At 56.7% G+C, this 17,588-nt stretch carries 17 protein-coding genes and 1 pseudogene; 17 read left to right on the forward strand and 1 reads right to left on the reverse strand.

Annotated elements, in window-relative coordinates; translation table 11 throughout:
- The first annotated feature begins 82 nt into the window (after positions 1-82).
- The 12 genes and pseudogenes from MARHY_RS05245 to MARHY_RS05300 all read left to right on the forward strand — a co-directional run bounded on the left by MARHY_RS05245 (position 83) and on the right by MARHY_RS05300 (position 12,751).
- Entirely contained in the window at positions 83-1,576 is a 1,494-nt protein-coding gene (locus tag MARHY_RS05245) for a CoA-acylating methylmalonate-semialdehyde dehydrogenase (protein ID WP_014420862.1), read from the forward strand.
- A gap of 98 nt (positions 1,577-1,674) precedes the next feature.
- On the forward strand, positions 1,675-2,841 hold the full coding sequence (locus MARHY_RS05250) for an acyl-CoA dehydrogenase family protein (RefSeq protein ID WP_014420863.1): 1,167 nt from the start codon (positions 1,675-1,677) through the stop codon (positions 2,839-2,841).
- 28 nt (positions 2,842-2,869) lie between these two features.
- A complete protein-coding gene (locus tag MARHY_RS05255) occupies positions 2,870-3,649 on the forward strand; it encodes an enoyl-CoA hydratase (protein WP_014420864.1) in 780 nt (259 codons plus the stop codon).
- Positions 3,650-3,661: 12 nt separating this feature from the next.
- Entirely contained in the window at positions 3,662-4,735 is a 1,074-nt protein-coding gene (locus MARHY_RS05260) for an enoyl-CoA hydratase/isomerase family protein (RefSeq protein WP_014420865.1), read from the forward strand.
- Positions 4,736-4,782: 47 nt separating this feature from the next.
- Positions 4,783-5,670 (forward strand): 3-hydroxyisobutyrate dehydrogenase, encoded by an 888-nt coding sequence (gene mmsB / locus MARHY_RS05265; protein WP_014420866.1) that lies wholly within the window; start codon positions 4,783-4,785, stop codon positions 5,668-5,670.
- Between the two features lie 126 nt (positions 5,671-5,796).
- Positions 5,797-7,446: pseudogene (locus tag MARHY_RS05270) on the forward strand (AMP-binding protein).
- Positions 7,443-7,859 carry a PaaI family thioesterase gene (locus MARHY_RS05275; protein WP_014420869.1) on the forward strand — a complete coding sequence of 139 codons (417 nt, stop codon included), beginning with the start codon at positions 7,443-7,445 and terminating at the stop codon, positions 7,857-7,859. The pseudogene MARHY_RS05270 and the gene MARHY_RS05275 overlap by 4 nt, the downstream one beginning before the upstream one ends.
- Before the next feature lie 88 nt (positions 7,860-7,947).
- The gene (locus MARHY_RS05280; RefSeq protein ID WP_014420870.1) at positions 7,948-8,754 is read left to right on the forward strand and encodes an ABC transporter ATP-binding protein; all 807 of its coding nucleotides are present in this window, start codon (positions 7,948-7,950) and stop codon (positions 8,752-8,754) included.
- Positions 8,751-9,473, forward strand: a complete 723-nt coding sequence (locus tag MARHY_RS05285; protein WP_014420871.1) for an ABC transporter ATP-binding protein — start codon at positions 8,751-8,753, stop codon at positions 9,471-9,473. The genes MARHY_RS05280 and MARHY_RS05285 overlap by 4 nt, the downstream gene beginning before the upstream one ends.
- Before the next feature lie 72 nt (positions 9,474-9,545).
- On the forward strand, positions 9,546-10,754 hold the full coding sequence (locus MARHY_RS05290; protein ID WP_014420872.1) for an ABC transporter substrate-binding protein: 1,209 nt from the start codon (positions 9,546-9,548) through the stop codon (positions 10,752-10,754).
- Positions 10,755-10,865: 111 nt separating this feature from the next.
- On the forward strand, positions 10,866-11,753 hold the full coding sequence (locus MARHY_RS05295) for a branched-chain amino acid ABC transporter permease (RefSeq protein ID WP_014420873.1): 888 nt from the start codon (positions 10,866-10,868) through the stop codon (positions 11,751-11,753).
- Positions 11,754-11,755: 2 nt separating this feature from the next.
- Positions 11,756-12,751 (forward strand): branched-chain amino acid ABC transporter permease, encoded by a 996-nt coding sequence (locus MARHY_RS05300; RefSeq protein WP_014420874.1) that lies wholly within the window; start codon positions 11,756-11,758, stop codon positions 12,749-12,751.
- 1 nt (position 12,752) lies between these two features.
- On the opposite strand, the gene MARHY_RS05305 is transcribed toward MARHY_RS05300, so the two are convergent.
- Positions 12,753-13,475, reverse strand: coding sequence for an SGNH/GDSL hydrolase family protein (locus MARHY_RS05305; protein WP_014420875.1), 723 nt, complete (start codon positions 13,473-13,475; stop codon positions 12,753-12,755).
- A 404-nt stretch (positions 13,476-13,879) separates the two neighbouring features.
- Between MARHY_RS05305 and MARHY_RS05310 the strand changes: the two genes are divergently transcribed.
- The 5 genes from MARHY_RS05310 to MARHY_RS05345 all read left to right on the forward strand — a co-directional run bounded on the left by MARHY_RS05310 (position 13,880) and on the right by MARHY_RS05345 (position 17,545).
- The gene (locus MARHY_RS05310; protein ID WP_014420877.1) at positions 13,880-14,599 is read left to right on the forward strand and encodes a hypothetical protein; all 720 of its coding nucleotides are present in this window, start codon (positions 13,880-13,882) and stop codon (positions 14,597-14,599) included.
- A 1,134-nt stretch (positions 14,600-15,733) separates the two neighbouring features.
- Positions 15,734-16,165, forward strand: coding sequence for a hypothetical protein (locus MARHY_RS05330; protein ID WP_014420881.1), 432 nt, complete (start codon positions 15,734-15,736; stop codon positions 16,163-16,165).
- 115 nt (positions 16,166-16,280) lie between these two features.
- A complete protein-coding gene (locus tag MARHY_RS05335) occupies positions 16,281-16,736 on the forward strand; it encodes a hypothetical protein (protein ID WP_041654593.1) in 456 nt (151 codons plus the stop codon).
- 67 nt (positions 16,737-16,803) lie between these two features.
- Positions 16,804-17,100: a hypothetical protein gene (locus MARHY_RS05340; protein ID WP_014420883.1), complete on the forward strand. Its 297-nt coding sequence runs from the start codon at positions 16,804-16,806 to the stop codon at positions 17,098-17,100.
- A 112-nt stretch (positions 17,101-17,212) separates the two neighbouring features.
- Positions 17,213-17,545: a hypothetical protein gene (locus tag MARHY_RS05345; protein ID WP_014420884.1), complete on the forward strand. Its 333-nt coding sequence runs from the start codon at positions 17,213-17,215 to the stop codon at positions 17,543-17,545.
- Positions 17,546-17,588: the final 43 nt, after the last annotated feature.

Consider the following 17,588-nt stretch of genomic DNA (forward strand, 5'->3'; position numbering starts at 1 on the left):
TCTTTCTTCAAATCATCGTCGGATCTGCCTTGTTATCGGTAGGCCGGCTCATCCCGGATAACAACAAACAGGGAACATCATCATGAAAAAAGTACCTCAGTTTATTGCAGGGGAATTCGTTCAGAGCCAGACCCAGAACTGGATCGACGTGACCAACCCCGCCACCAACGAAGTGATTGCCCAGGTGCCCTGCGCCACTGCCGACGAGATGCGTCAGGCGATTGATAACGCCAGTGAAGTGTTCAAAAGCTGGAAGGAAACCCCGGTTTCTGAGCGAGCACGGGTGATGCTGCGTTATCAGGCGCTGCTTAAAGAACATCACGACGAAATCGCCGAGATCCTGTCCCAGGAAACCGGCAAGACTTTTGACGACGCCAAAGGCGATGTCTGGCGCGGCATTGAAGTGGTGGAACACGCCGCCAACGTGGCTTCCCTGATGATGGGCGAGACCGTTGAGAACGTGGCCCGCGAGGTAGATACCCATTCCTGGATCCAGCCTCTGGGCGTGTGTGCCGGCATTACGCCGTTCAACTTCCCCGCCATGATCCCGCTGTGGATGTTCCCCATGGCCATTGCCTGCGGCAACACCTTTATCCTGAAACCGTCCGAGCAGGACCCGCTGACACCAACCCGCCTGGCCGAGCTGTTTGAGCAGGCCGGCGCACCCAAGGGTGTACTGCAGGTGGTTCACGGGGCCAAAGAGCAGGTTGATACCCTGCTGACTGATCCGGCCATCAAGGCCGTGTCCTTCGTCGGTTCGGTTCCGGTCGGGCAGTACATCTACGAAACCGGTACCCGCAACATGAAGCGGGTGCAGAGCTTCGCCGGCGCCAAGAACCACATGGTGATCATGCCGGATGCGGACAAACAACAAGTGATCAATGCTCTGGTAGGTGCCTCTGTAGGTGCCGCAGGCCAACGCTGTATGGCGATCTCGGTGGCGGTCTTCGTGGGCGCTGCCCAGGAGTGGATTCCGGAGCTGAAAGAGGCCATGGCGAAAGTGCGCCCCGGCGCCTGGAACGATTCCGGTGCCAGCTATGGCCCGGTGATCAGTGCCAAGGCCAAAGACCGCATCGAATCGCTGATCGCCACCGGTGAAGCCCAGGGCGCCAAACTGCTGCTGGACGGCCGTGGCTGCACCGTTGACGGGTTGCCGGAAGGTAACTGGGTAGGGCCGACCCTGTTCAGTGAAGTCACGCCGGACATGGATATCTACAACGAAGAGATCTTTGGCCCGGTGCTGTCCTGCGTCAATGTTGACAGCCTTGGTGATGCCATCGAGCTGATCAACGCCAGCCCCTACGGCAACGGAACTTCCATCTTTACCAGTCATGGCGGCGCGGCGCGTCGGTTCCAGCACGAGATTGATGTGGGCCAGGTGGGTGTGAACATTCCTATTCCGGTGCCCCTGCCGTTCTTCTCGTTCACCGGCTGGAAGGGCTCGTTCTACGGTGATCAGCACGCTTACGGCAAACAGGCGGTGCGCTTCTACACGGAGACTAAAACGGTGACCTCTCGCTGGTTCTCCAGTGAGGCGACCTCATCCGAGGCCAACTTCTCCATCCAGCTTCGTTAATCTCGTTGTCGGTGAGGTTATTGGGCCGGTTCCCCCACCGGCCCCTTTTTCCGCTTCTTCAGTGGAAGCCCCGACCGTAACAACCAAGGAGCCTGACGATGGATTTTAATCTCACTGAAGACCAGCAGGCGTTTCGGGATGCTGCCCGAGCCTTCGCTGAAAAATCCATGGCGCCCCATGCCGCCCAGTGGGACGCCGAGCATATTTTTCCGGTCGATGTCATGAAAGAAGCCGGAGCCATGGGTTTTATGGGCATGTACACGCCCGAATCCCTGGGTGGTATGGGCTTGTCTCGCCTGGATACCTCGGTGATTGTGGAAGAGTTGGCGGCAGCGTGCCCGTCCACCGCCGCCTTCATCACCATCCACAACATGGCCACCTGGATGGTGGCAAGTTTCGCCTCTGATGATCTTCGCCAGGAAATTGTCCCCAGGCTGGCCAGTGGTGAATGGCTGGCTTCGTATTGCCTGACTGAACCCGGTGCCGGCTCCGACGCTGCCAGTCTCCGCACCCGCGCAGTTCGGGACGGTGAAAGCTATGTGATCAATGGCAGCAAAATGTTCATCTCCGGAGCTGGCGCAACCGATATTCTGGTTCTGATGGCGCGCACCGGAGACGCCGGCAGCGGCTCGAAGGGCATCTCTACCTTCGTGATACCAGCGGATGCCGACGGTGTCTCCTACGGCAAGAATGAGGAAAAGATGGGGTGGCATAGCCAGCCCACGCGCCTGGTTACCCTGGAAGACGTTCGCGTGCCTGCCAGCAATCGGGTGGGTAATGAAGGCGATGGCTTTGCCATTGCGATGAAGGGCCTGGACGGCGGCCGCCTGAATATCGCCACCTGTTCCCTGGGCGGTGCCCAGGCTGCCTTGCTCCGGGCCCGGAATTATATGCACGAGCGCCAGCAGTTTGGTAAGCCGCTGGCGGCCTTCCAGGCGCTGCAGTTCAAGCTGGCGGACATGGTTACCAACCTGGTGGCTGCCCGGCAGATGGTGCGTTTGGGTGCGTTCAAACTCGACAGTGGCGATCCGGAGGCTACGCTGCATTGTGCCATGGCCAAACGATTCGCCACCGACGCCTGCTTTGAGGTGGCCAACGAAGCCCTGCAACTGCATGGCGGCTACGGTTACATCCGGGAATACCCGCTTGAGCGTTACCTCCGGGATTTGCGGGTACACCAGATTCTGGAAGGCACCAACGAAATCATGCGCCTGATCATTGCCCGCCGGCTGCTGGACGACGGCGTTGCCGAAGCGATTCAGTAACCGGCCACGGACTATAGAGGAATTTGTGATGAGTGAACTGATTCAACTGGAAAAACGCGGCCACATTGCGGTATTGACCATCGCCAATCCGCCGGCTAACACCTGGACGGCCGATTCCCTCGCCGCGCTGAAGGCGACCGTGGAAGAGCTCAACGCCGACCGGAACATCTTCGCGCTGGTGGTGACTGGCCAGGGGGAAAAGTTCTTCTCCGCCGGTGCTGACCTGAAAACCTTCGCCGACGGCGACCGGGCTCGCGCCAACGACATGGCGCAACGATTCGGTGAAGCGTTCGCAGCGCTGACGGCGTTCCGTGGCGTATCGATTGCCGCCGTAAACGGTTATGCCATGGGTGGTGGCCTGGAATGTGCCATGGCCTGTGATATCCGGATTGCGGAAGAGCATGCCCAGATGGCCCTGCCGGAGGCCAGCGTTGGCCTGCTGCCCTGTGCCGGCGGCACCCAGAACCTGCCCTGGCTGGTGGGTGAGGGTTGGGCCAAGCGCATGATTCTGTGTGGTGAACGGGTAACCGCCGCCAAGGCCCTGGAAATCGGGTTGGTGGAAGAAGTGGTGCCCACCGGCAACGGCCTGGAAGCCGCCCTGAAACTGGCGGAAGGTGCCTGTAAGCAGAGCCCTTCGTCCATCGCCCGCTGCAAGCAGTTGGTGATGAGCGCCCGCGACGGTCGCAGCCATAGCGACGGCTGGCGCATGGAGCGTGAATTGTTCGTGGAGCTGTTCCATACCGAAGACCAGAAAGAAGGCGTGAATGCGTTTCTGGAGAAGCGCAAGCCCGACTGGAAAAACCGATAACCCGGATTCGCTATGAGTGATCAACCAATCGTATTTGAAGAATGGAAAACCGCTGATGGTGAGCTGATTGCCGTGGCACGTCTGAACACGCCGCGCAATCTCAACTCACTGTCGATGGATATGATCAGCCTGCTCAAGCCCCAGCTCAGCCGCTGGGCCGAGGATCCCAAGGTTCAGGCTGTCTGGCTGGAAGCCGAGGGTGACAAAGCCTTCTGCGCTGGCGGCGATATCGTCTCGCTGTACCGGGCCATGACCGAGCCGGGCAAGCTGGCGGAGGGCGAGCGCTTCTTTAACGAGGAATATGAGCTGGATTACCAGATCCACACCTACCCGAAGCCCATCGTTTGCTGGGGCAACGGCATCGTGATGGGTGGCGGTATTGGTCTGATGGTGGGTGCTTCTCACCGGGTGGTGACCGAGCACTCGAAGCTCGCCATGCCGGAAGTCAGCATCGGCCTGTACCCGGATATCGGTGCCGGCTGGTTTCTGAACCGCATGCCCATGCGCACGGGCCTGTTTCTGGGACTGACCGGTGCCCGCATGAACGGCGCCGATGCGTTGTTCGTGAACATGGCCGACCGGTTTATCTCCCATGGCCTGAAAGACCAGGTTGTGGATGCCCTGAAAGCGGCGGATTGGCAACGAGCGGAGGCGCAGGCGGTGGTGAGCGCAGTGCTGCGGCAGTTTGAACAGCAGAGCCGTGAGGCCTTACCCGCGTCTCCCGTGCGTGAGCATTTTGAAGACATCCAGCAGGCCACCGATGCGGATTCTCTGGAGCAGGTGGTGGCACAACTGGACGAGCTGGGGGCTCGGGAAGATTGGCTCGGCAAATCGGTGAAGGGGCTGAAGGCCGCGTCTCCGACCTCCCTGGCCCTGATGTGGCAACACTACCACCGCAGCCGCCTGCACAGCTTGAAAGAGGTGCTCGACAACGAGTTGGTGATGTCCCACAACAGCCTGAAGAAAGGTGAATTTGCCGAGGGCATACGGGCATTGCTGATCGACAAGGATATGCAGCCCCGCTGGCGCTATGCCTCACTCAGTGAAGTGGACAGTGCCTGGGTTAACGGATTTTTCAGCCAGTAGTCTGCCTTTGCGCAGCGATGACCCGTACAACAACAAGGAGAAGCAACATGGCCAAGATTACCTTTATCGGCCTGGGCAACATGGGTGCGCCAATGGCGGCCAACCTGCTCAAGGCCGGCCACGACGTTACCGTGTTCGATTTGTCCAAGCCCGCAGTTGAGGCCCTGGTGGCCGAAGGTGCCCGCACGGCGGATTCCGGCAAAGCCGCCGCCGAGGGCGCAGAATGCGTGATCACCATGCTGCCGGCCGGCAAGCATGTGGAGGCGGTCTACCTGGGTGACGATGGCCTGCTGGCTGCATTGCCAGCCGGCACGCTGGTGATCGATTCTTCCACGATTGCCCCGGAAACGGCCCGCAACGTCGCCGAACAGGCGGCTGAGCGAGAGCTTGCGTTTATCGATGCCCCGGTATCCGGAGGTGTGGGTGGTGCCAAAGCCGGCACGCTCACCTTCATCTGTGGCGGCGACGCGAGTACCTTCGAGAAAGCCAAGCCGATTCTGGAAGGCATGGGTAAAAATATCTTCCACGCCGGCCCCCATGGTGCCGGGCAGGTGGCCAAGATCTGCAACAACATGCTTTTGGCGATCCTGATGGCCGGCACCAGCGAAGCCCTGGCCCTGGGTGCGAAAAATGGCCTGGACCCTGCCGTACTCTCGGAAATCATGAAACAAAGCTCTGGCGGTAACTGGGCACTGAATGTCTATAACCCCTGGCCGGGGGTGATGGAGGGTGTGCCAGCCTCCCGCGAGTATCAGGGCGGTTTCCTGGTGAACCTGATGGCGAAGGATCTGGGCCTGGCCTTCGACAACGCGGTGACCAATCAGGCGTCGATTCCCATGGGCTCCCTGGCCCGAAACCTGTTCCAGCTGCATGCCGGGCAGGGCAACGGAGAGCTGGATTTCTCCAGCATTCTGCGGCTGTACAAACCGGAGTAAGCAGGGGAGGGCGATGGCAGGTCGCCCTTTCTTTTTAGCCTAAAGTTTACCTTTACGTAAAGTGAAGGCTATGCTAAACCTGACTAAATCTTGTGCAACCAACAACGACAACAAATGGAGTGTACGATGAGCCTACCGCACTACAACGAGGTGTATGACAACTTTGATGCGGCCGCACTGGAAGCGGAAATCCTGGACGGGCGCCTGGACAGTGGCCTGAACGTCTGTCACGAAATCTGTGATAAATGGGCTTCCGACCCGCAAAAGGTTGCGCTGTTTTACGAGAAAGTGGGTGGTGGTGATGGCGTGCTTACCTTCGCAGAGCTGAAAGCAGCCTCGGCCCGCTTTGCCAACTATCTGAAGTCTCATGGTGTCAAAAAGGGTGACCGGGTAGCGGGCCTGCTGCCGCGGGGCCCGGAACTCCTGATCGTGATTGCCGGCACCTTGCGCCTGGGTGCGGTTTACCAGCCGCTGTTTACCGCGTTTGGCTCCGGGGCCATTGAATACCGCCTGGAAAAAGCCGGCACCAAACTGGTGGTCACCGATCCGGACAACTATCCCAAGCTGAACGACGTCAACAACTGCCCGCCGGTGTTGTGCGTGAACGCCGCCGCCACGGGCGAGGACGTTGCAGACTTCCAGTAGGTACTGGACCAGCAGTCAGACCAGTGTGAGCCGGTGATGATCACCGGCAGCGATCCGTTCCTGCAGATGTTCACCTCCGGTACTGTCGGCAAAGCGAAAGGCGTGGCGGTGCCCGCCAAAGCCCTGTTGGCCTTCTATGTGTACATGAAGTACGCCATTGAACTGCGCGACGACGATGTGTTCTGGAATGTGGCTGACCCCGGCTGGGCCTATGGTCTGTACTACGCCGTTACGGGCCCGCTGTTGATGGGCCACGCCACGCATTTCAACCCCAACCCGTTCACCCCTGAATCCACCTACGACATGATCCGCAAGTACAAGATCACCAACCTGGCGGCGGCGCCCACGGCGTATCGGCTGTTGAAGGCCAACGATCAGGTCTTGCCGGAAGGGGAGAATCTGGGGTTGCGGGTGTGCAGCAGTGCGGGTGAACCGCTGAACCCGGAAGTGGTGAACTGGATTGCCCGCCGGCACTTCTGCCCGGTCAAGGATCATTATGGCCAGACAGAAACCGGTATGACCTGCTGCAACTTCCATGGCCTGGAGCACACCATTCGCCAAGGCTCTATGGGGTACTCATCGCCCGGGCATCGCGTGGTAGCGCTGAACGAGAAAAACGAAGAGGTGGGGGCCGGCGAGATTGGCCAGTTGGCGGTGGATATCAAAGCCTCGCCACTGTTTCATTTCGATGGCTACACCTGGGGTGAGAAAGACCCGTTCGTGAACGGCTACTACCTGACCGGTGACATGGTGATCTGCCATGGCGATGGCGGCTATTCTTTCAGTGGCCGGGACGATGACATCATCACCACCGCAGGCTACCGCGTGGGGCCGGCCGATGTCGAAAGTACCTTGCTGGAACACGCCGCTGTTGCCGAATCCGGTGTCGTGGCCAAGCCGGATGAAAAGCGCGGCTCGATCATCAAAGCCTATGTTGTGATCAAAGCTGGCCAGGAGCCGGTGGACGCGCAGGCACTCAAGGAGGAGTTGCAGGAGCTGGTTCGCCGTCGTCTGTCCACCCACGCCTATCCGCGCGAGATCGAATTCGTGGATGAACTGCCGAAAACGCCCAGTGGCAAGATCCAGCGCTTCGTGCTGCGCAACCGGGCCCAGGATGAGGTGCCGGCATGAAAGTGACCTTCGAGGAGCTGAAAGACTTCCTCGAGGTTCAGTTCCCCCAGGGGGCCGCATACGGCTCCCTGGAGGCACTGGGTGACGGCTGGGCGGAAATGACCCTCGCCGTGGAGGATGATCACCTGCGCCCGGGCGGGACCGTATCCGGGCCAGCGATGATGGCGCTGGCGGATGTCACCATGTACGCAGCCTTGCTCAGCCGGATTGGCCTGGTGCCGTTGGCGGTGACGACGAACCTGAATATCAACTTCCTTCGCAAGCCCGTGGCACATGCGCCGATACGGGCGCGGGCGACCCTGTTGAAGGTGGGGCGCACCATGGGCGTGGGCGAGGTTTTCGTCTATTCCGATGGCATGGAAGACCCGGTGGCACACTCCACCATGACCTATTCCATACCGCCCGAGAAATAACAAAATTAGTTCTTGACGTTTACGTGCACGTAAATCTAATCTGTGTGCTAGTTGCGAAATACAACAATAACAAAAGGTGAAGTGGCTCATGAGTGAACAGTACGTTCTCGAGACCCGTAACCTGGTCAAGGAATTCAAGGGGTTTGTTGCCGTTAACGACGTCAACCTCCAGATCCGTCAGGGGGATATCCACGCCCTGATCGGCCCCAACGGTGCCGGCAAGACCACCGTATTCAACCTGTTGACCAAGTTCCTGATTCCCACCCGCGGGCAGATTCTGTACCGCGGCGAAGACATCACTCCCCTGAAATCCGCCGCCATTGCCCGTAAAGGCATTGTTCGCTCCTTCCAGATCTCTGCCGTGTTTCCCCACATGACCGCGCTGGAAAACATTCGCGTGGCCCTGCAAACCGCAGAGGGCTCCTCCTACAGCTTCTGGAAATCCGGCAACTCCCTGCACAAGCTCAACGAGCGCTGCATGGAGCTGTTGGAGTCTGTTGGCCTGGCCGAGTTCGCCAATACCACCACGGTAGAGCTGGCGTATGGCCGCAAACGGGCGCTGGAGCTGGCCACCACCCTGGCCATGGAGCCCCAGCTGTTGCTGCTGGACGAACCCACTCAGGGCATGGGCTCGGAAGACGTTGACCGCGTAGTGGAACTGGTGCGCAAGGCCGCCCAGGGTCGCACGGTACTGATGGTGGAGCACAACCTGAGCGTGGTCAGCAAACTGTGCGACCGCATCACCGTGCTCGCCCAGGGTGCAGTATTGACTGAAGGCGATTACCAGACGGTCTCCGCCGACCCGCGTGTGCGTGAGGTGTATATGGGCAGTGATGGCAGCGGCGAGCGGGGGTCACAGGCCGCCGCCAGTGAAAACGTGGAGGCGGCCCAATGAGCAAGAATCCGGACCGCGAATACGAGCAGCTGCGCATTTCCGGCCTGCACGCATTCTATGGCGAATCCCACATTCTGCACGGCATCGACATGGTGGTTCAGCGGGGCGAACTGGTCACACTGCTCGGCCGAAATGGCGCAGGGCGCAGCACCACGCTGAAAGCCATCATGAACATGGTGGGCCGGCGCACGGGTTCCATCATGATCAACGGCGAAGAAACCATGCAGTGCGCACCTCATCATATTGCCAGGTTGGGTGTCGGGTATTGCCCCGAGCATCGGGGCATTTTTTCCTCCCTCAGCGTGCAGGAAAACCTCACCCTGCCGCCGGTGGTGCGCAGCGGTGGCATGAGCCTGGAAGAAATCTACACCATGTTCCCCAACCTCTATGAACGCCGCTTCAGCCAGGGCACCAAGCTCTCTGGTGGCGAACAACAGATGCTGGCCATGGCCCGCATTCTGCGCACTGGCGCCAACATGCTGTTGCTGGATGAAATCACCGAAGGCCTGGCCCCGGTGATCGTGGAGAAACTGGGGGAAGTCCTGATAGCCCTGAAGAACAAGGGCCTGACCATTGTTCTGGTGGAGCAGAATTTCCACTTTGCCGCGCCGTTGGCCGACCGACATTACGTGGTGGAGCACGGCCAGATTGTGGAAGAAATCAGCGCCAACGAACTGAGTGCCAAACAGTCGGTGCTGGATGGCTATTTGGGGGTCTGACCCCGGATAGAACGAGAGTAATAAGAGCAACAACAACCCGAACCAACGCAATACAGTAGCGGAGAAACAACAATGACAATGATGAAAAAGCTTCTGACCTCAGCCGTTGCATCAGCTCTGATGGCCAGTGGTGCCCAGGCGGCAATCTCGGACAACACTGTAAAAATTGGCTACCTGGCCGATATGTCCGGTACCTATCGAGACCTGGCCGGCCCCAATGGCCTGACTGCCCTGGAAATGGCGATCAAGGATTTTGGCGGTACCGTCAATGGTGCCAAGATTGAAGTGGTAAGTGCTGACGACCGCAACAGCCCGGACACCTCCTCCAGCACCGTTCGCCGCTGGGTGGAAAACGACAAGGTGGATCTGGTGGCCGGTATGGTGGCTTCCTCGGTGTCCATCGCCGTGAGCAAGATCCTGGAAGAGAACGACCGGCTGGGCATCATTTCCGGTTCGGCGGCTTCCAGCATCACCAACGAACACTGCACACCCAACCACATTCACTATGTATACGACACCTATCCGCTGGCCAATGGTACGGCCAGTGCTGTAGTGAAGGAAGGCGGCAAGACCTGGTATCTGCTGACCGCCGACTACGCCTTCGGCCACGCCCTGGAAGCCGACGTTACCCGCGTGGTTGAGGCCAACGGCGGCGAGATCGTGGGCAGCGTGCGCCATCCGTTCCCGACCCAGGATTTCTCTTCCTTCATCCTCCAGGCCCAGGCCTCGGGAGCGGATGTGGTCGGCCTGGCGAATGCCGGTGCAGACACCACCAACGCCATCACCACCGCCAGTGAGTTCGGGGTAACCCAGGCGGGCCAGACGCTGGCGGCTTTGTTGCTGTTCCTTACCGACGTCCATGCCCTCGGTGCGGAAACCGCGCAAGGCATCCAGCTGACGACCGGCTGGTACTGGGACATGAACGACGAAACCCGCGAGTGGTCTGATCGCTTCATGAAAGAAACCGGTGTGCGCCCGACCATGGTTCATGCCGGCATTTACTCCAGCACCATGCAATACCTGAATGCGGTGGCCGCCACCGGCTCGGATGATGCCCAGACCGTGCGCAAGCAGATGATGGATACACCCATCAACGACATGTTTGCCAAGAACGGCAAAATCCGGGTAGACGGCCGTATGGTGCATGACATGTACCTGGCGGAAGTGAAAACTCCGGCGGAGTCCAAGAATGAATGGGATCTGTACAAGATCCTGCGGACGATTCCGGCGGATGAAGCCTACCGCCCGCTCTCTGAGAGCAAGTGCAAGCTGGTGAACTAAGCAACGGGGAATTACCCGGTGCCCGGTCTCTAAGCGCGACCGGCGCCGGGTACCCGCCCGGACGAACACCCCAACAAAAACAACGTCTGCGCTGCTTGTGGAGTTAGCAACATGACCATGATTTTCGGCGTCCCCCTTGCTGTGCTGTCTGGCCAGCTGCTGATCGGGATTATCAACGGCGCCTTCTACGCCCTGTTAAGCCTTGGCCTCGCGGTTATCTTCGGTCTGCTGAAGATCATCAACTTCGCCCATGGCGCCATGTACATGCTCGGTGCCTTGGTCACCGTGGTTCTGTTTGACCTGCTGGGCGTCAATTACTGGGTCGCGCTCTTTGTCGCTCCCGTACTGGTTGGCGCGTTTGGTATGCTCATCGAATACTTCCTGCTCCGGCGCATTGCCGGCCAGGATCATATCTACAGCCTGCTGCTCACCTTCGGGGTGGCCCTGATCATCCAGGGCGTGCTCACCAATATCTACGGCGTGTCCGGGCTTCGATATTCCATGCCGGACATGTTCAAAGGCGGCATCAACCTTGGCTTCATGTTCCTGCCGTACTACCGGGCCTGGGTGATCGTGGTGGCCCTGCTGGTGTGTTTTGGCACCTGGTTCATCATCGAGAAAACCAAACTGGGCTCCTACCTCCGGGCGGGCACAGAAGACTCACAGCTCATGCAGGGCTTCGGCATTAACGTCCCCTTGCTGGTGAGCCTGACCTACGGATTCGGCGTCATGCTGGCGGCTTTCGCCGGTGTGCTGGCGGCACCCATATATTCGGTAACTCCGGTGATGGGGTCCAACATTCTCATCGTGGTCTTTGCGGTGGTGGTGATCGGGGGCATGGGCTCCATTGGCGGGGCCATAATCACGGGCATCCTGATGGGCGTGATCGAAGGCCTCACCAAAACGTTTTACCCGCCGGCGTCTTCGGCCGTTATCTTCCTGGTGATGGTTCTGGTGCTGATGATTCGACCCACCGGCCTGTTCGGTAAGGAGGCATAATCATGAACCAGCCTGTTAATCCTGCCGATATCCACAAAGCCATTGTCGAGCAGCAAAAGATCCAGGACCGCAAGAAACTGATGGTGAACGGCGTGCTGCTGCTGTTGCTGCTGGCCGCGCCCTTCGTGATGTACCCGGTCTTCCTGATGAAGATCCTGTGTTTTGCCCTGTTTGCGGTGGCCTTTAACCTGCTGTTCGGCTTTACCGGCCTGCTGTCCTTCGGCCATGCGGCCTTCCTGGCCACCGGAGGTTACACCACGGGCTACCTGCTCAGTCATTTCTCCGGCCTGACCACCGAGATGGGCATTATTGCCGGTACCGCCACGGCCACCTTGTTGGGACTGGCCTTTGCGTTACTGTCGATCCGCCGGCAAGGCATCTACTTTGCCATGGTGACCCTGGCGCTGGCACAGCTGGTGTTCTTCTTCTTTGTGCAGTCGGAATTCACCGGCGGCGAAGACGGCATGCACGGCATCCCCCGGGGCGAGCTGTTTGGTCTGATTAACCTCGAAGACAACCTCAACATGTACTACTTCGTGCTGGTGGTGTTTATCGCCTGTTATCTGCTGGTGCAGCGCATTGTCAGCAGCCCGTACGGGCAGATCCTGAAAGCCATCAAGCAGAACGAACCGCGGGCGGTCTCGCTGGGTTACAACGTGGATCGTTACAAGATCCTGGCCTTTGTGATCTCCGCCGCGCTGGCGGGCCTGGCCGGCTCCATGAAATCCGTGGTGTTCCAGCTGGCGTCCCTCAATGATGCCCACTGGCATATGTCGGGCGAGGTCATCCTGATGACCCTGGTGGGCGGCATGGGTACGCTGCTTGGGCCGGTGGTGGGCGCCACCTTTGTGGTGAACATTGAATACCAGCTGTCCCAGGGGCCGCTGCGCGACTGGGTAGACCCGATCCTCGGCGGAATCTTTGTGCTGACGGTACTGGCCTTCCGCAGCGGGATTGTGGGCGAGCTGCAGAAATTCATGCGCAAGAACCTGGGATGAGTTACGGGGGCGGCAGCCCCCAGTCCTGTTCGGCCAACGCCTGCGCGATAGCGCGGTAGCCCTTGTCGCTCGGGTGGTAGCCGTCCCGGGCGAGCAGGGCAGGGTCTGACACCGTGGGGTAACCCAGATACCGGAAATCGTCCGGGTTCCTTGCCGCAAGCACCTGATACACCCTGTCCAACTGCCGCGCCCGCCATCCCATAACCTGGCGCAGGGGTGCCGGCAAGGCCGAGAATTTGTCCATGGGCGGCACGCTGAGCAACGTAATGGGCGCCTGATACCGGGTTGCCAGGGTTTCGCGGAGCTGAATCAGTTGCCGGCGAAACCGGAACCGTGGAGTGAAACCGGTAGTGTCGTTTACCCCCATGCTCAGTAATACTGCATCTGCCGGTGGCAAGTCGGCGGAGCCCAGCGCATCAAGCAGCGCACCCAGCCGAATACCATTAACCCCGAAGGTAGACCAGCCAATACAGAGCCCGGTGCGTTGATGTAACTGCAACGCCAACTGGCTTGCCAGACCCTGGGCGTGGCTTTCAACCCCCACGCCCGCCGCAGTGGACTCGCCCAGCACCAGCAACCGAAAAACGGGCTCTCCCTCGCCGTACTGGCCTGCGCAATCCCCAGTAGCCTCTGGCAGCCGCGGTGTTACCCGCCGGGTGCGCTTGCCCTGATAGAGCAATACCGGAAACAGCAAAGCCGTAGTCAGCCAGAAAGGCGCGTGCATAAAGGCGTCTCTTTCAGCGAGGGTAAAGCCCAAGTATTGCAGGATTCCCCCATGCCAAACCAGCCAGAAACAACATAAAGCCCGGAGTTATACGAACGCGTTCGCAAAACTCCGGGAAGGTACCGGGAAATGTTGCTAACCTTCTGATAAGTTTGAAAAGGAATATCGGGGCGTGCGGAGTTATACGCCCCCAATCTGGAGCAGGGGTGGCTCAAACACGGGCGTATAACTCCGGCGGTAGCCGTGGTGGATTCAGGTAATTTGCTGATTTTATTAGTGAAGCTGGGGTTTGTTAGGGCCGAGATTTTTGGAGTTATACGAATGTGTGTTATACGAACGCGTTCGTATAATTAGCTGTTATGTGTTCTTTGTGAAGCGAGATATTTTGCTGTGTGCGAGAAAATATGAGTTTTAGCGATGATTTTTTGAGCATCTTGGGCGCCTGGCAGAGGGGGTGGAACGAGGATCAGGAAACTCGACTCCAGCTTGCAGACAAACTCAAAACAAGTGCCAAAAACCTGCCCAATGAGTTCAAGCAGGTGCACGGCCCCTGCTATCGAAAAAGGTTTCTACACTATGGTGAGCTTTTTGAAATCATTATGGTTGATGAAAAAGATGAGGGGCTGACTAGCTGGACCGTCTGTCAGAAATATGCAGAGAATTTCAAAGGCCTCCATAGGCCGGATGCGGTATCTGCCGCAATATTTGAGCACTCCCCAAAAGCCGATGAAGTCGTTTTGAATATCTGTGCCCTTTGGGATGCACCGTCTTTCTTGGACTCAGCGAAACAGTACCAAAGGAATGGTGGTGAAAACGCCGATGCGATCTTCAACTTCAAAGCCTCTCAAGGGGAGGTCATATTAAGTGCACCTCTCAAGGGAAGCGAGATAGTTGCTCTCACTGGGGCATCTAGCCCTTTTGATGAACTTTGCGATAAGGCGGGCATACCCGAGTCCGAGAGAGACGGCTATTTCAAACAGTTGATCGACCTTGAACAGTATCCCGAAGCCCTGAAGTACACGTCCAAAGAGGGGACGCAGAGGGTTATACAGAACACCATTAAAATTATGGAAGAGAAGATTGAGGCCGCGAGACGTGGAGCCACTATCACACATAACCATTAGCGCCAGTCGGACAGGTTTGTCGCGCTGTGCGCCACAAACCAGCCGCTGCGCATGGCGTTAAAGGTCCAAGACTGTTCTATGGCTAAATCTGAGTTTGAGCGACTTCCTTTGCATGATGCATTGCTTGAATCAGCAGAGGCGAGATGGTCTGAGAAGACAATTAAGTTGCGTCTTGCGGTGTTCACTGATTCTACAAAAGAGGCTGCTCCGCACGTCTTGAGCTTTCTGGGAGTCACCAACTTTATAATGCGGCACGAAGAAGCGTGGGGGCCGTCCGATTCAGTGCTCTCTGCGTCATATAGTTGCGGTATCTATAGACTGGAGATGCAATCTGGGGATTGTATCGAAGTGGAGGCTGGTTCCTTTGATCTGGCCAGCCTTTAACCAAGCGGTCAACCGGACACCAAAAGCTTACCGCTTTTGGTTCCCTCCGCTGGCGCTCCGGTGCCGGTTACCTCAGCGTTATGTGTCACGGGGGCTGAATGTCCTTCCCAAAAGATAGAGTCGTTGTTGATAGCGATGTGAATCCAAGAGACGGTATTGGTGTCGAGATATACCAAGATGACGAGCTTGTGATAGAGATTTTCCGAGATGACACAGAGAGAACTAGGACCGTTACGGTGTTTAGAGATTCGGTATCCTTGGAGTTGATGGAAAAGGCTATACAAAGATTCAAGGACGAAGGCCTATGGGATTTCATTGAATATGATGAATAAGCACATAACAAGGCCAGGCACGGCGACGCCTGCTACATTGCGGCTTCGCCTCCATTCCGTAGCCGCGCATGCTGGCTGGCGTTATAAGTAATGATGAAGATGCCATCTTGCCCAAATTGTGAGTCCGCGGTTTCGCTCTGGCGAAAGCTGTTTATGGGGCCGAAGGTTGTGATTCGTTGCACGAATTGTGACGCAAAGATACGCATCAACGAATCTCGCTATATTTTGCTGGTAGTCCCAGGGCTTTTTAGCGTTTTGTGCGCTGTGAGGTTAATGGAGGACGCCGATAGCTTCCTTTGGGGAGGATCGCTGGCATTATCGGTACTGGCCATGATTTACATCGTCCTTTTCTATGTCACTTACGAGTTGGTCGAGTGAAGGGACGTATGTCGCGGGCCTATGAAGTGACTTATAACCAGTGGGTGAAGCTGACCGGTACTACGCTGCGCTCCGCACCGGCAGCTTACCCAAGGCGTTAACAGATAAGGAGATCAAAGTGTCTTGGTTTTGGAATGCCTTTCAACAAACAGAAATTAGCGAAAATCGTAAGCGGGGCAGTGAGGCGCAAATTGATGCAAAAGTCGCTCTCCGTTCGATTAACGAGTTAGAAGAGAAAGTCGATCGTCTTTCACTTCTCTGCCACGCGCTGTTCGAGGAGCTAGAACGGACAACCGGTTTTTCCGAAGCTCAGCTCAAAGAAAAAATGACGCAAATTGACCTTAGAGACGGAAGATCAGACGGCAAGTATGATCCTGTTCTGGGGAGTGATTGCCCGGATTGTGGTCGCAAAGTAAAGAAAACGCGCTCAAATTGTTTCTGGTGCGGTGCTAGTCTTGGTGCATTCGGTTAGGCCCAGTCTGTTAACAAGGCAATCAAATTCGTTCCGGCCTTCTGCATCCACCGGGCGCCCTTTCAGGGCGCCGTTTATTGCTGGCGTTAGGGTATCAACTAGAAGCGGAGACACAATGAACAAGATAATCGAGCTATTCTCCGCTTTGTTAACGCCTACACTTGCCGTTGTTGCGGTGTATATCGCTTATCATCAATTTAAAATCAATAGATACAAAGCAAGAGTAGATCTATATGAAAAGCGATTTCATATGTACGAAAAAGCGCTAGATTTAATACAGCGAATGAGCAATGGAAATGAAAGTCCGGATGAAATAGTGCTTGAGTTCAAGAAAAGTACCGCTGGTGCTTATTTCTTATTTGGTGAAGAGGTCGGAAAATATTTCAATACACTTTGTGAAAAAGCTATAGAGTATCAACTGATTGAGGAGCAGTTACGGAAATTGCCTTACAGCGAAGAGGAACAGCTGTCTAAGCGAGATGACAAGCTCAAGATTAAGAAATGGTTCTTTTCTCAATTTGAAGAATCTAGGAGCTATTTTATGAAATACCTAAAGTTCGATGAGATTTAACCCTAACAATGCATTTCACCGGACAAGCCGGTGAACGCGGCGTTATGTGCCTGAGGGGTAAGTCCTCATGAGAAGTAATGTAACCAGAGCCTGGGTCGCAACCGTTGTCGTCCTGTCGTCTCTGATTCCCTTGGCATTACTCGGAGCATTTGCCTTCTATGCTCATGGTGGTCTTTACGATGGTTATCAGGGGAGCATCAGCGCATTGATCGCAATGGCAATTCTGGTCCCGGTCTTATCGCACAGAGAGAGATTTTTCTCGCTGAATACCAAACGCCAGATTGGGATTTTGGTGTTGAGTTTGGGATTGTTAGTGATTACCTATCTGTTCGTGCTGTCGACAATGTCAGGCCCAGTGAACTGACAGTGCAATCACATAACAAGGTGTTGTAGTTTGTTCCGGCCTACGGCCTCCACCGGACGCCCCTGGCGGGCCACCGCTAAACCAAGGCGTTATAAGCACTAGGGAAGTCAGCATGCTTAACAAGGCAGTCTTAGTATTTTTGTTCTTATTATCAGGATCCGCTATCGCTGAGGAAAAACCGCCTGAGCTTTGGTCATGGTTTAAAGATCTGAACAAATCCAAAGAGGCTTGCGAGATACAAAGCTCTTATGCTCTGCAAGTCCTAGGGCTAGAGAATCAAGTTGAAAATGAGTACGGAATATACGGAAACGTAAAGTCAAATCGTGTTGTGGTTAAATGTATAGAAATATCACCCAATCAAAGCAAGCTCATGGTTGCGGTTGCTGGCTACAATAGGGATTCAGTTGAGCTTGTAAGAAATAAAATCATTGATTCAATTCAGTAGCATACAGCTTATAACAAGGCCAGGCGCAGCGACGCCTGCTACA

Origin of the sequence: Marinobacter nauticus ATCC 49840, from assembly GCF_000284615.1 — a bacterium.
In the GTDB taxonomy this organism is placed as follows: Bacteria; Pseudomonadota; Gammaproteobacteria; order Pseudomonadales; family Oleiphilaceae; genus Marinobacter; species Marinobacter nauticus.